This is a genomic window from Bacteroides sp. DH3716P (genome assembly GCF_025914115.1).
GTDB classification, from domain to species: domain Bacteria; phylum Bacteroidota; class Bacteroidia; order Bacteroidales; family Bacteroidaceae; genus Bacteroides; species Bacteroides ovatus.
The window spans coordinates 5,780,511-5,794,875 of record NZ_CP083673.1; the positions used below are offsets into that span (position 1 = coordinate 5,780,511).

General features: G+C 42.3%; 10 protein-coding genes. 8 read left to right on the forward strand and 2 right to left on the reverse strand.

The window, feature by feature from the left end; genetic code table 11:
* Window positions 1-3 precede the first annotated feature (3 nt).
* The 3 genes from KQP79_RS22140 to KQP79_RS22150 are packed head-to-tail and all read left to right on the forward strand — an operon-like array spanning window position 4 to window position 5,480.
* Window positions 4-2,361, forward strand: coding sequence for a S9 family peptidase (locus tag KQP79_RS22140; RefSeq protein ID WP_061447500.1), 2,358 nt, complete (start codon window positions 4-6; stop codon window positions 2,359-2,361).
* Window positions 2,345-5,062 (forward strand): prolyl oligopeptidase family serine peptidase, encoded by a 2,718-nt coding sequence (locus tag KQP79_RS22145; RefSeq protein WP_061447501.1) that lies wholly within the window; start codon window positions 2,345-2,347, stop codon window positions 5,060-5,062. Before KQP79_RS22140 ends, KQP79_RS22145 begins: the two co-directional genes overlap by 17 nt.
* A gap of 13 nt (window positions 5,063-5,075) precedes the next feature.
* Complete coding sequence (locus KQP79_RS22150) at window positions 5,076-5,480, forward strand: lipocalin family protein (protein ID WP_004298034.1); 405 nt, start codon at window positions 5,076-5,078, stop codon at window positions 5,478-5,480.
* 157 nt (window positions 5,481-5,637) lie between these two features.
* Here the strand turns inward: KQP79_RS22150 and ybeY are convergent, their stop codons facing one another.
* Window positions 5,638-6,054, reverse strand: coding sequence for an rRNA maturation RNase YbeY (gene ybeY, locus KQP79_RS22155; protein ID WP_004298035.1), 417 nt, complete (start codon window positions 6,052-6,054; stop codon window positions 5,638-5,640).
* Between the two features lie 16 nt (window positions 6,055-6,070).
* The gene (locus KQP79_RS22160; protein WP_004298038.1) at window positions 6,071-7,303 is read right to left on the reverse strand and encodes a nucleoside recognition domain-containing protein; all 1,233 of its coding nucleotides are present in this window, start codon (window positions 7,301-7,303) and stop codon (window positions 6,071-6,073) included.
* Between the two features lie 126 nt (window positions 7,304-7,429).
* Between KQP79_RS22160 and ruvB the strand changes: the two genes are divergently transcribed.
* From ruvB to KQP79_RS22185, 5 genes are all read left to right on the forward strand, one after another.
* Window positions 7,430-8,461: a Holliday junction branch migration DNA helicase RuvB gene (gene ruvB, locus KQP79_RS22165; protein ID WP_004298040.1), complete on the forward strand. Its 1,032-nt coding sequence runs from the start codon at window positions 7,430-7,432 to the stop codon at window positions 8,459-8,461.
* 62 nt (window positions 8,462-8,523) lie between these two features.
* Window positions 8,524-9,300 (forward strand): dienelactone hydrolase family protein, encoded by a 777-nt coding sequence (locus KQP79_RS22170; protein WP_004298042.1) that lies wholly within the window; start codon window positions 8,524-8,526, stop codon window positions 9,298-9,300.
* 30 nt (window positions 9,301-9,330) lie between these two features.
* Window positions 9,331-10,827: a polysaccharide biosynthesis C-terminal domain-containing protein gene (locus KQP79_RS22175; RefSeq protein ID WP_004324223.1), complete on the forward strand. Its 1,497-nt coding sequence runs from the start codon at window positions 9,331-9,333 to the stop codon at window positions 10,825-10,827.
* 2 nt (window positions 10,828-10,829) lie between these two features.
* Window positions 10,830-12,185, forward strand: coding sequence for a TIGR00341 family protein (locus tag KQP79_RS22180; RefSeq protein ID WP_061447502.1), 1,356 nt, complete (start codon window positions 10,830-10,832; stop codon window positions 12,183-12,185).
* Window positions 12,186-12,204: 19 nt separating this feature from the next.
* Window positions 12,205-14,346: a S46 family peptidase gene (locus KQP79_RS22185; RefSeq protein WP_004311915.1), complete on the forward strand. Its 2,142-nt coding sequence runs from the start codon at window positions 12,205-12,207 to the stop codon at window positions 14,344-14,346.
* The last annotated feature ends 19 nt before the right edge of the window (window positions 14,347-14,365 follow it).

Here is a 14,365-nt window from a genome sequence, read left to right on the forward strand (position 1 = left end):
TTTATGAAAAACTCTCTCTTTAGATATGTGTGCCTGGTGGTTGCATTGTTGATATGTAGCTTTGCCGATGCACAGCAGAAAGCGAATTATAAGTTAGCGGAAAAGTTCCGTCTGTTAGAACAGAATCCTATAATAAAGTATTCAACAGAAGTCAAGCCAACGTTTATTAATGGTACGGACTGTTTTTATTATTCGTTTACTACACGTGAAGGAAAGAAGTATTATTATGTAAATCCGAAGAAAAAGGAAAAACGTCTTCTGTTTGATACGGCTGAATTATTGAGTAAAATTGCAGTATATACCAAGAAAGCCTATTCTTCGGCAGATCCATATTTGTCTTTCACTTTCATGAAGGATAACGAAACGATTCGTATTGATTTTGACCGTGGACTTTATACGTACAATATTCATACGAAAGCACTGAAGCAGCTTAATGAGAAACCATCTTATGGAAATAGTGATCCGTATTGGATGAAGTATTCTCCAGATAGTCTTTATTTTCTTTATGCCAGCAAGGATAATTTGTATTTTGTTGGGAATCAAAAGAAAGGGCAAGATACCATTCCTGTACAACTGACAACGGACGGTGAGCCGAATTATACATTTAACCGTGAAGATGAGGGTAAGCTGGAAGGACGCTTCGGAGCCGAATCTACTCATTGGATTCCAGGTAGCCATCGTTTTTATGCTGTTCGTGAGGATAACAGGAAAGTGCGTGATTTATGGTTAATCAATTCGTTGTCTACTCCATATCCGACACTGAAAACTTATAAAGCCGAACTGGCAGGCGATAAACATGTCACCCAATATGAATTGTTGATTGGAGATGTCGATACCCGTGAAGTGAAGAAAATCGATATTAATCGCTGGCCTGATCAGTATATTGACATATTGTATATTTCAAAGGACGGGAAGCGTTTGTATTTCCAACGTTATAACCGTCCATGGAACCAGTCGGATATTTGCGAGGTAGACGTAGAAACCGGAAAAGTGCGCGTAGTGATTCATGAAGAAAACAAACCATATCTCGATTATCAGATGCGTAATGTTTCTTTCCTGAATGACGGGAAAGAAATCCTTTTCCGTTCCGAACGTAATGGTTGGGGACACTATTACCTGTATGACACAGCAACGGGAAACTTAAAGAACCAACTGACCGATGGAATATGGGTAGCTGGTCCGGTTACCAAGATTGATACTATCGGGCGTAAGATGTATTTCTATGGTTATGGTCGTGAGAAAGGCATTGACCCTTATTATTACATTCTTTATGAAGCTCAACTGGATCGTCCGAATGCTGTTCGTCTGTTAACTCCGGAGAATGCGTCACATGATGTCAGTATCTCTCCGTCTTACCGATATATGGTAGATTCTTATTCTACTGTTTCGCAGGAACCGGTGAATGTGGTTCGTAACCGGAATGGAAAGGTGATTATGACGTTGGAAAAGCCCGATTTGCAGCCTGTCTATGAGATGGGATGGAAAGCACCGGAACGCTTTAAGATAAAAGCTGCCGATGGAGTGACCGATTTGTATGGCGTGATGTGGAAACCTGCCGACTTTGACTCGACAAAGGTTTATCCTATCATTTCGAATGTTTATCCGGGACCGTTCTTCGAATATGTGCCGACACGTTTCACGATTAATGATGTTTATAATACCCGTTTGGCTCAACTGGGGTTCATTGTAATCACTGTGGGGCACAGAGGTGGCACTCCGATGCGCGGAAAGGCTTATCATACCTATGGATACAACAATATGCGTGATTATCCGTTGGCGGATGATAAATATGCTATTGAGCAACTGGCTGCCCGTTATCCGTTTATTGATGCTACCAAAGTCGGTATTTACGGCCATTCCGGTGGAGGGTTTATGTCGGCGGCTGCCATTTGTACTTATCCTGATTTCTATTCGGCTGCTGTTTCATCGGCAGGTAATCATGACAATCGTATTTATAATAAAGGCTTTGTTGAGATTCATTTCGGTGTAGATGAGAAGGTGAAAACGACTAAAGATAGTTTGGGAGTAGAAAGTACGATGTATGATTATAGTGTCCGTGTACGTCCGAATCAACAGTTGGTAAAGAATTACAAGCACGGCTTGTTGCTGTTTACCGGTGCGATGGATAAAACTGTGAATCCTGCTAACACATTGCGTCTGGTGGATGCATTGATTAAGGCTGATAAGGATCTCGAAATGTTTGTATTGCCGAAATGTACACATGGATTCTTCGGTGAGTCTGAGGATTTCTTCGAGCATAAGATGTGGCGTCACTTTGCCCGCTTGTTATTGCATGACAACTCGGCTGATTCTGATGTCGATTTGAATAAGGATATGATTAAAGATGACAGGAGAAGATAAGATGAACCGGATATTTGTATATATAGGGATTATAGCAGGATTGTTGCTGGGGGGAAGCTTGTCTGTTGAGGCTCAAAAGAAACCGTTGGATATAGAAGCATGTACATCTTGGAAACGTATTGATGCACCGGATATTTCACCGACAGGCAGATGGGTGACTTACCGTATATCGTTGATGGAATATAATCCGGCTAGCAAGGAAGAAAAAAAACTGCATTTATTCGATTCCCGTACGCGGAAGGAAATATTGCTGAATGGCGATATAGAGCGTCTGGAGTTTTATAATAACGACCAGGGAGCTTTTTATCGGTTGGCAGACTCGGCAGGAGTAATGAAAACATTTTTGTTGTCATTGCCTTCGGGAGTAAAGACCGAATGGAAACATAAAGAGGCTTTTCGTCCTGTGGAAGGGACCCCTTACTCAATCTCTGTAACTAATGTGTCGAAAGATACGGTAAATCATGTTCCGGCTTTTAACAGGCTGGTGGTACGTCATCTGAAGACAGAAGTTGCTTTTCATATTGACAGTATCGGCTATCATACATTATATGACGGAGGACGTTCTATTCTTTTCATTCGTAAAAAGTCAGACAGGAACGAGCTATGCTATGGCCCTTTAGCTGGTCCATATAAGACTCTTTATCAGAGTTCTGTAAAGAGTGAACCCTCTTCTTATAGTTTTAATGAAAAAGAGATGATCGGGGAGTTTAGCGTAAATGATTCTTTGTGGTATGCTTTTTCATTAAAGAAGCCGGGTTGTAACTTGCTTTTTGACCGGAAAGAAATTGTTTTGCCTGATGGTATGTCTGTCGGACGTATTGACTTGTCTAAAAGCCATAATTTTTTGATACTTGAACTTCGGGACTCACAGCAGATTTCCCGTAGGAGGGAAGAATCGGAGAAGAAACCGGACAAGAGTTTTGAATTAGAGTTGTGGACGTGGAACGAAATGGAAGTTCCGACTTTACAAAGGGGCGGACGTTATAGGCAGGATAAGTCGGTGACGTATATTTATGATATTTTTTCTAAGAAGCTCACAGAAGTTGCTCCATTTACCGTAGATTTACTCTTACCATCGGGAGCAGAGAATTTGAACTATGTGCTTTACACAGATGAATCTCCTTATAAGATGCAGCGTGAGTGGTTGGATCGGTTGCCGTTCGATATATATTCAGTGAATGTGCATACAGGTGCAAAACGGTTGATCGGACGTAGTTATCGTACAGCTCCCAAATGGTCGGTAAATGGCAAGTGGGCAGTAATGTATGATCCGATTGCTCAAGTCTGGAATAAGTTTGATGGTGCTACCGGTAAGGTTGTTAATATATCTGATGCTATCGGTTATCCAATGTTCATGGAAAGTTATGATAAACCGGCTCCTGCTCCCGCTTATGGAATAGCAGGGTGGACGGCTGACGGGAATAATGTGTTTCTGTACGATGCATATGACTGGTGGAAGACTGATTTGACAGGAGAACGTCAGCCGGAGTGCCTGACTAAAGGATATGGTCGCAAGCATGGCAAATCTATTCGTAAAATGACGAGTAATATAGATAAGGATGTTTTTCAGAAAGACGAAAAAGTCATAGTTAGCCTTTGGGATAAAGACACGATGGATGAGGGTGTCTATCAGCTTGATATGAAAGGCCGTCTGAGAAAATTGATGGAGGGGAATTATGTATATACTATACATCGTTTTTCTGACAATCATGAGTATTGCGTTTGGAATCGTCAGAATGTATCGGAATTTAGGGATTTGTGGTGGAGTAAGTCCGATTTCTCCAATCCCGTTAAAGTGACGAATGCGAATCCTCAACAAGCAGATTATAAATGGGGTACAGTTAAACTGATAAAGTGGACTAATTATGAGAATAAGGAAAATAAGGGGTTGCTTTATCTTCCGGAAGATTATGATCCTCAAAAAGAATATCCGGCGTTGGTGCAGTTTTATGAAACTCATTCCGGTGAGTTGAATATTTATCATGCACCTTTGTTGAGTAGTGCGTTAGGGGATCCTATGTATTTTGCCAGCAATGGTTATATTGTGTTTATGCCGGATGTGCATTTCACGGTTGGGACTCCCGGTCAGAGTTGTTATGATGCTGTTGTGAGTGGAACGAAGTATCTGATAGAGCAGGGGATAGCACATCCCGGGAAAATAGGCTTACAGGGACATAGCTGGTCTGGCTATCAAACATCATATTTGGTGACAAAGACAGATCTTTTCACTTGTGCCAATATAGCGGCTCCAATTACGGATATGGTGACCGGATATTTGGGAATTCGTAATGGAAGCGGTCTGCCACGATATTTTATGTACGAGGAAACACAAAGTCGTATGGGAAAGACTTTATGGGAGGCAAAAGATAAGTATCTGGCAAGTTCAGTAATTTTGGAGGCTGATAAGATACATACACCTTTGTTGATATTACATAATGATGAGGATGAGGCTGTTGCATATGAACAAGGACGTGCTCTTTATTTGGCTATGCGTCGCTTACAACGTCCTGCATGGTTGTTGAATTACAAAGGTGAAGGACATTTCGTACTGGGAAGAGGTGCACAGAAAGACTGGACAATCCGGATGATGCAGTTCTTTGACTATTACCTGAAAGGAACAAAAGAACCACGTTGGATGAAGGAAGGTATTCATCTGCGAGAGCGTGGAATTGATCAGAAATACGATTTACTAAAAAAATAAATATTGATTTAAGATGAAAAAATTATTGATTACGGCTATGGCTCTGTCTTGTTTCGCTTTAAGCTACGGACAGAAGAAAGTAGAAAAACAGATTATCGGAAAATGGTGCAATCCTTATACATACAAGTCTACGGGTGAGTTGAAAGGATTTGAGTTCAAGAAAGGTGGTAAGTGTTCTGCTATCAATATTCCGTCTTTAGATTTGAAAACGTGGAAAGTGGATAATGGTTATCTGATTGTGGAAGGATTCAGCAAGGAAGATGATGGAAAGGTTGAGGTGTACAAAACTCGTGAGCGTATCGGCTACCTGACATCGGATTCATTGCAGTTGATAGTGAACGAAGGAACTCCTCGTTTGGCTTTCCTGTACCTAAATACAAAATCAATTAAGGAACTGGTTACTCCTGAAGTGAAGTAACTCCAAACTATTAATAAATTGACTAAATCTCTCTCTTAATAATTTAGTGTTAATTAGCATAAGCTAATGGAGTGCCTCGGCGTAGTGATTACGCCGGGGTTTCTTTTTTATGAAAGGCGAATTGAAAAGCAGTGTACGAATTGAAAGCAATGAGCGCTTATCGCAACATCCCCAATGCCTTATTCTCAGCTGCTTCCATAACTTCCCGTTCTCCGGGACCTTTATCATTAATGCCGCACAAATGAAGAATTCCGTGGATAATCACACGATGTAGTTCGTCTTCGTATGAAGCACCAAACTGTTCCGCATTGGTGCGTATCGTATCCAGGCTGATGAATAAGTCACCTGATAGACGATCGCCTTCACAATAATCGAAAGTAATAATGTCCGTGTAGTAGTCATGTTGCAGATACTGACGGTTTACCTCCAGAATTTTTTCGTCCGAGCAGAAGATATAAGCGATTTCACCGAGTCTTTTTCCGTAAGAAGCAGCTACGGTCTTTATCCATTCCGTAGTCTCACGTTTCTTGATATCAGGCATTTTTACGCCTTCTGTTTGATAAGTTACAGCCATAGTTGAATGTTATGATTTAAAAGAAAAATAAATAACTGATTAAGATAGCGGCTATGATACCCGAAAAGTCAGCTATCAGACCGCAAGTCACTGCATTACGAGTTTTGGTAATTCCTACACTGCCGAAATAAACGGCCAGAATGTAGAATGTGGTATCTGAAGCTCCGCGTACTACGCAACTCATACGCCCTACAAACGAATCCGGTCCCAGTTCTTTCATCGTATCAATCATCAATCCGTTGGCACCGCTACCGCTAAGCGATTTCATCAATGCAGTAGGCAGTGCCCCTACAAAGCTTGTATCAACTCCGCATGAGCCTACTATGTAGCCAATGCCTCCCACTAGAAAATCCATAGCTCCCGAAGTGCGGAACACGGCGATTCCTACAAGGAAAGCAACCAGATAGGGTATGATACGTACAGCTGTCGTAAATCCTTCTTTAGCTCCCTCTACAAACGAATCGTATACATTGATTTTTTTCCTGACTCCCGTCAGAATAAACAGGATAATGACACTGAACAGCAGAATATTCGCTATCAATGTAGAATAAGTACCCATATCCTCTCGTGAAACGCTTAGAAACAGATAAATCAATCCCGAAAAGAAAAGACAGATAACACCCATTAAAATGAGAATAGGCTTATTGATTAAGTTTATCTTTTGAGCGATACTGACTGCTATGACTCCTACTAAAGTTGAAATGAAAGTACTTAGCAGGATAGGGATAAATACATCCGTAGGCTGTGCAGCCCCCATTTGTGCACGATACACCATGATACTGATTGGAATGATGATAAGGCCGGATGTATTAATCACCAAAAACATAATCATCGGATTGGAAGCCGTATCCTTATTCGGATTCAGTTCTTGCAGTTCTTTCATCGCTTTCAGTCCCAGCGGGGTGGCGGCATTGTCCAAACCGAGCATGTTGGCAGACATATTCATAAAGATGGAGCCTAACACCGGATGCCCTTTAGGAATGTCCGGAAACAGGCGGCAAAGCACCGGACTAAGAAAGTGGGCCAGCGCATTAATCAATCCGCTGTTCTCGCCGATTTTCATGATGCCCAACCAAAGGGCCAGTACACCCGTAAGTCCTAGCGATATCTCGAATGCCGTTTTGGAGGAGTCGAATGTAGAGTTCATGATAGCCGTAAATATCCCCGTATCTCCCAAAACAATCACTTTTATAAGAGCGATGATAAAGGCTATGACGAAAAATCCTATCCAAATGTAATTTAGAACCATAGTTGATAACGTGTATATAGATAGTGCAAAAGTAGTTATTACGTTTCAAATAAACTAAATCTTCGTCTTTCTTATACTGAAAATGAATGTAAATCTCTATCTTTGTCTCCTACTTTCAAGAAATAAATGGAACAGGAAGATTTTAACATACGCGAACATCAGCTTACTTCAAAAGAACGGGATTTCGAGAATGCACTCCGTCCGTTAAGCTTTGAAGACTTTAGCGGGCAGGACAAGGTGGTGGAAAACCTTCGCATTTTTGTGAAGGCGGCACGTCTGCGTGGCGAAGCACTCGACCATGTGCTGTTGCACGGCCCTCCCGGATTAGGAAAAACAACTCTTTCGAATATTATTGCTAACGAATTAGGAGTTGGCTTTAAAGTCACTTCCGGTCCGGTACTCGATAAACCGGGTGATCTGGCAGGAGTGTTAACCAGTCTCGAACCGAACGATGTACTTTTTATCGATGAAATTCATCGGTTGTCGCCTGTGGTGGAGGAATATCTTTATTCGGCCATGGAAGATTACCGCATCGATATTATGATCGATAAGGGACCTTCGGCACGCAGCATCCAGATAGATTTGAATCCTTTCACGCTGGTTGGTGCAACCACACGTAGCGGTCTGCTGACGGCTCCGCTTCGTGCACGTTTCGGTATTAATCTTCATTTGGAGTACTATGATGATGATATTTTGAGCAATATCATTCGTCGTTCTGCGTCCATACTGGATGTGCCTTGTTCGGTACGTGCAGCATCGGAGATCGCTTCCCGTAGCCGCGGAACGCCCCGTATTGCCAATGCCTTGCTCCGTCGGGTACGTGATTTTGCGCAAGTGAAAGGCTCCGGTTCTATCGATACGGAGATCGCCCAGTTTGCATTGGAAGCACTGAATATTGATAAGTACGGCCTGGATGAGATAGACAACAAGATACTTTGCACCATTATAGACAAATTTAAAGGTGGTCCGGTAGGTATCACTACCATTGCCACGGCTTTGGGAGAAGATGCGGGAACCATTGAGGAAGTTTACGAACCTTTCCTGATAAAAGAAGGATTTATGAAGCGTACTCCCCGTGGACGTGAGGTGACCGAACTTGCCTATAAACATTTGGGAAGAAGTCTTTATAACAGTCAAAAAACGCTGTTTAATGACTAACATAAAGCGTCATGTGACAAGTGGTATTAACGGTATAAAAGAACTTTATAAAGCATAGTTGGATGATGAAGCAATGGACTACTTTACTTGTTTTTCTCTTTTTGAGCTTGTCTTTATCGGCTCAACAGGAATATGGGAGGGATATTTTTGTCTCTTCTAAAGGAGACTCTTTACCTTATCGGATGATTCATCCCGAATCGGTGAAGCCAGGTGAAAAGTATCCGCTCGTACTGTTTCTGCATGGAGCCGGCGAACGGGGAAATGATAATGAGAAACAGTTGACTCATGGTGGACAGATGTTTCTTAATCCGGTCAATCAAGAGAAGTATCCCGCTTTCGTTCTAATTCCACAGTGTCCGACAGACGGTTACTGGGCTTATACAGGACGTCCGAAGTCGCTTATCCCTACAGAAATGCCAGTGGGACAAGAGATCAGTCCTATATTGCAAACGCTTAAACAGTTGCTCGACTCTTATCTGGTAATGCCCGAAGTGGACACACAACGGGTTTATATTATCGGTCTTTCAATGGGAGCGATGGGAACGTATGATTTAGTCGTGCGTTATCCGGAGATTTTTGCAGCTGCAGTTCCTATTTGCGGTACAGTCAATCCAAGTCGGCTATCGGTTGCCAAGGATGTGAAATTTCGTATCTTTCACGGAGATGCGGACGATGTAGTTCCGGTGAAAGGTTCTCGCGAAGCGTATAAAGCACTGAAAGCTGCCGGTGCAGATGTGGAATATATTGAATTCCCCGGTTGCAATCATGGGAGCTGGAATCCGGCTTTCAATTATCCCGGATTTATGGATTGGTTGTTCAAACAAAAGAAGAAACGTTGAACCAATCTAAATGATAATTACTAATAAAACATGGCTGGACTAAAATCATTAGCTAAAGATACGGCAATTTATGGGTTGAGTAGTATTGTCGGACGGTTCCTTAACTACATGCTGGTGCCTTTGTACACAGCGGTATTGCCAGCTTCCACCGGAGGTTATGGAGTTGTTTCAAACGTATATGCGTTTACAGCCCTGATGCTTGTACTGCTTACGTTCGGTATGGAAACGGGATTCTTCCGTTTTGCCAACAAATCGGGAGAAGACCCGATGAAAGTATATGCCAACTCCTTGTTATCGGTAGGAGGGGTATCTTTGATTTTTGTTTTCCTTTGCTTGTTATTCCTGCAACCTATTTCCAATTTACTGGATTATGGCGATTATCCGGAGTTTATAGCGATGATGGCTGTTGTGGTAGCTTTAGACTCTTTCCAATGCATTCCTTTTGCCTATTTACGGTATAAAAAGCGGCCTATTAAGTTTGCTGCTATTAAACTGCTCTCTATCGTTGGTGGCATCGGTTTGAATTTATTTTTCCTATTGGTGTGCCCGTGGCTGAATGTACATTGTCCGTCAACGATCTCCTGGTTTTATGATCCGGATTATTTAGTGGGATATATCTTTATTAGCAACCTGATTATTTCGGTTGTCCAGATGTTCTTCTTTATTCCGGAACTGACAGGTTTTGCTTATAAGTTGGACAAGGTATTGCTGAAACGAATGGTCGTATATTCTTTCCCGGTATTAATCTTAGGTTTGGTAGGTATTCTAAATCAGACTGTGGATAAGATGATCTATCCGTTTCTTTTTGAAGACCGGCAGGAAGGGTTGGTGCAATTGGGTATCTATGCAGCAACCAGTAAGATTGCGATGGTGATGGCAATGTTTACGCAAGCTTTCCGTTATGCTTACGAACCGTTTGTCTTTGGCAAAGACCGAGAAGGAGACAACCGGAAGATGTATGCCGCTGCGATGAAGTATTTTCTTATATTTTCCTTGCTGGCTTTCCTTGCTGTCATGTTCTACCTCGACTTGCTGCGTTATCTGGTGGCAAGGGGTTACTGGGAAGGCCTGGGGGTAGTAGCTATTGTAATGCTTGCAGAGATCTGTAAAGGGATCTATTTCAACCTTTCCTTTTGGTATAAACTGACGGATAAGACCTATTGGGGAGCCTACTTCTCGGTGATTGGTTGTGTTATTATTGTCGTATTGAACATCCTGTTTGTGCCGGTTTACGGTTATCTTGCTTCGGCATGGGCTTCTGTTGCAGGCTATGCAGTCATCTTGCTGCTATCCTACTGGATAGGACAGAAAGAATACCCGATTCATTATGACTTGAAGAGCCTGGGACTTTATGTTCTGCTGGCAGCGGTACTTTACATTATTGGAGAGCAGGTTCCTATCCCTAATATAGTGCTCCGTCTCGCTTTCCGTACCGTACTCTTATTGCTATTTATAGCTTATATTATCAAGAAGGATTTACCATTGAGTCAGATTCCTGTTATTAATCGATTTATAAAGAAGAAATAACTATGAAGACAGATGAACGTAATAAGTTTGCTATCAAGTCCTTTCTGGGAGAATATCTGGACTTGAGGAAAGATAAGGATAACGAACTGGCCACAGTGGATTCTATCCGTAAGGGGGTAGAGTTCAAAGGTGCCAATTTATGGATTCTGATCTTTGCCATATTCATGGCATCACTCGGATTGAATGTGAACTCCACTGCCGTTATTATCGGTGCCATGTTGATTTCTCCATTGATGGGACCTATTATGGGAGTAGGACTGTCTGTCGGACTGAATGACTTTGAATTAATGAAACGCTCTTTGAAGAGCTTTCTCATAACGACTGCTTTCAGTGTGACTACGGCAACAATCTTTTTCCTTCTTGCCCCTATTGCCGGTTCACAGTCAGAGTTGCTGGCACGTACATCGCCCACTATTTATGATGTATTCATCGCGCTTTTTGGTGGTTTGGCAGGTGTCGTGGCTCTCTCTACCAAGGAAAAAGGAAATGTGATTCCAGGTGTTGCCATTGCTACTGCATTGATGCCGCCGCTTTGTACGGCAGGTTACGGACTGGCTTCCGGTAATCTCATTTATTTCCTGGGTGCTTTTTATCTTTACTTTATCAACTCTGTTTTTATCAGCCTGGCTACTTTCCTCGGTGTTCGTGTGATGCATTTCCAACGGAAAGAGTTTGTGGATAAAACCCGTGAGAAGACCGTACGTAAATACATTGTTCTGATTGTAGTGCTTACCATGTGCCCTGCAGTTTATCTGACATTTGGAATTATAAAGAGCACTTTCTATGAAGCAGCAGCCAATCGTTTTATAAACGATCAGTTGAGCTTTGAGAATACGCAGGTACTTGATAAGAAAATTAGCTATGACCATAAAGAAGTACGGGTTGTTTTGATTGGTCCTGAAGTGCCTGACGCTTCGATATCTATTGCTCGTAGCAAGTTGAAAGAGTATAAGCTGGAAGATACGAAACTGGTTGTATTACAGGGGATGAACAATGAGGCGGTAGATGTATCTTCTATCCGTGCCATGGTCATGGAAGACTTCTATAAAAACAGTGAGCAACGGCTTCAACAACAGGCGGTGAAAATTTCCCAACTGGAGACAACACTGGAGCAATACAGAACGTACGATGCTATGAGTCGTACATTAGTACCCGAATTGAAGGTACTTTATCCTTCCATCACAACTCTTTCCATCGCTCACTCGCTCGAAGTGCGGGTCGATTCGATGAAGACGGATACGGTAACATTGGCTGTCCTTAAATTCGCCAGACATCCGTCTGTTGCTGAAAAAGAGAAAATCAGCGAATGGCTGAAAGCCCGCGTAGGAACGAAGAAGTTGAGGCTGATTACAGAATAATGAATCTAAAAATAATAATATGAAGTTCAGACTAACCGTCTTGATAGTCTTTTCTCTCTGTCTGTCGAATGTATTTGCCGATGAGGGAATGTGGTTGTTGGGAAATCTCCGAAAGAATAAACAGACTGACCGGGTAATGAAAGAACTTGGTTTGCAGATGCCTGTGAATAAAATATATGATCCGAAGAAACCATGTCTGGCAGATGCTGTTGTCAGTTTTGGAGGCTTCTGTTCAGGAGTGGTGGTTTCCGAAGACGGTCTGGTGTTTACCAATCATCATTGTGGCTTTAGCAGTATTCAGCAACATTCTTCAGTGGAGCATGATTACCTGAAAGATGGCTTCTTTGCACGTAGTCTTGAGGAAGAACTGCCGAATCCGGAGTTGTATGTTCGTTTCCTGCTTCGTACGGAAGATGTTACTAAACGCGTATTGTCTGCCGCCCGGCATGCTAAAACGGAAACAGAACGCCGTGTAGCTGTTGATTCGATTATGAATGTAATCAGTATGGAAGTCTCCGAAAAGGATTCTACATTGACTGGTATTGTAGATGCTTATTATGCAGGGAATGAATTCTGGCTATCTGTTTATCGTGATTATAATGATGTCCGCCTGGTTTTTGCACCTCCTTCTTCTGTCGGGAAGTTCGGATGGGATACGGATAATTGGATGTGGCCGCGTCATACGGGCGATTTCAGCGTATTTCGTATCTATGCTAATGCCAAGAATGGTCCGGCGGATTATTCTCCTGAAAACGTCCCTTATCATCCCGAATATGTAGCACCCATTTCTTTGGATGGATACAAAGAAGGTTCTTTCTGCATGACGCTTGGCTATCCGGGCAGTACGGAACGTTACCTTTCCTCGTATGGTATCGAAGAGATGATGAATGGAATCAATCAGGCAATGATTGATGTACGGGGAGTGAAACAAACCATCTGGAAACGGGAGATGGACCGTCGTCCGGATATTCGCATTAAGTATGCTTCAAAATACGATGAAAGCTCCAATTATTGGAAGAATAGCATCGGAACGAATAAAGCCATCAAGCATTTGAAAGTGTTGGAAAAGAAGCGGGTGGCTGAAGCAGAGCTTCGTAACTGGATTCAGTCTCATCCGGAAGAGAGAGAGAAACTGATTCGTTTATTTTCTTCTTTAGAGTTGAGTTATAGTAATCGCCGTGAAACCAATCGTGCGTTGGCTTATTTCGGTGAATCGTTTATAAATGGTCCCGAGTTAGTGCAGCTCGCTCTTGAAATTCTCAATTTCGACTTTGAGGCGGAAGAGAAGTTGGTGATAACCCGCATGAAAAAGTTACTGGAGAAGTATGATAATCTCGATCTTTCCATTGATAAGGAGGTTTTTGCTGCCATGCTCAAAGAGTATCAGTCGAAAGTGGATAAAAAGTTTCTGCCTGCTATGTATGAGAAGATAGATACGCTCTACAACGGGAATATTCAGACCTATGTAGACTCTTTGTATGCAACTTCCAATATAACGTCTCCTAAGGGCTTAAAACGTTTTCTGGAGCGAGATACTACATATAATCTCATAGAGGATCCGGCTGTTTCCTTGAGTCTGGATTTGATTGTGAAGTATTATGAGATGAATCAAAGCATTTCCGAGGCTTCCGAGCAGATAGAGGAGGGGGAGCGTTTATTCAATGCAGCCATGCGCCGTATGTATGCTGATCGTAATTTTTATCCGGATGCCAACTCTACCATGCGGCTTAGTTTCGGAACGGTTGGAGGATATACTCCTTTTGATGGGGCCACTTATGATTATTACACAACCGTGAAAGGCATTTTTGAGAAAGTGAAGGAACATGCGGGTGATATTGACTTTGCCGTTCAGCCGGAGTTGTTGAGTTTGCTTTCTTCCGGTGATTTTGGAAGATATGCCAATGCGCAGGGAGATATGAATGTTTGTTTTATCTCCAACAATGACATTACAGGCGGTAATTCCGGCAGTGCCATGTTTAATGCCAAAGGAGAATTACTAGGCTTGGCTTTTGATGGCAACTGGGAAGCAATGAGCAGTGATATCGTATTCGAACCAGATTTGCAGCGTTGCATCGGGGTAGATGTGCGGTATATGCTCTTTATCATAGAGAAATACGGTAAGGCAGCCCATCTTATTCAGGAATTAAAAATGGGTCGATGAAGTAAATATTCCGATGAAA

Bases quoted from the DNA above. Each gene is read 5' to 3' on its own strand.
- KQP79_RS22180 (WP_061447502.1), top strand. From the start codon at position 10,830: ATGAAGACAGATGAACGTAATAAGTTTGCTATCAAGTCCTTTCTGGGA.
- KQP79_RS22150 (WP_004298034.1), top strand. From the start codon at position 5,076: ATGAAAAAATTATTGATTACGGCTATGGCTCTGTCTTGTTTCGCTTTA.
- ybeY (WP_004298035.1), bottom strand. From the start codon at position 6,054: ATGGCTGTAACTTATCAAACAGAAGGCGTAAAAATGCCTGATATCAAG.
- KQP79_RS22185 (WP_004311915.1), top strand. From the start codon at position 12,205: ATGAAGTTCAGACTAACCGTCTTGATAGTCTTTTCTCTCTGTCTGTCG.
- ruvB (WP_004298040.1), top strand. From the start codon at position 7,430: ATGGAACAGGAAGATTTTAACATACGCGAACATCAGCTTACTTCAAAA.
- KQP79_RS22145 (WP_061447501.1), top strand. From the start codon at position 2,345: ATGACAGGAGAAGATAAGATGAACCGGATATTTGTATATATAGGGATT.
- KQP79_RS22170 (WP_004298042.1), top strand. From the start codon at position 8,524: ATGATGAAGCAATGGACTACTTTACTTGTTTTTCTCTTTTTGAGCTTG.
- KQP79_RS22175 (WP_004324223.1), top strand. From the start codon at position 9,331: ATGGCTGGACTAAAATCATTAGCTAAAGATACGGCAATTTATGGGTTG.
- KQP79_RS22160 (WP_004298038.1), bottom strand. From the start codon at position 7,303: ATGGTTCTAAATTACATTTGGATAGGATTTTTCGTCATAGCCTTTATC.
- KQP79_RS22140 (WP_061447500.1), top strand. From the start codon at position 4: ATGAAAAACTCTCTCTTTAGATATGTGTGCCTGGTGGTTGCATTGTTG.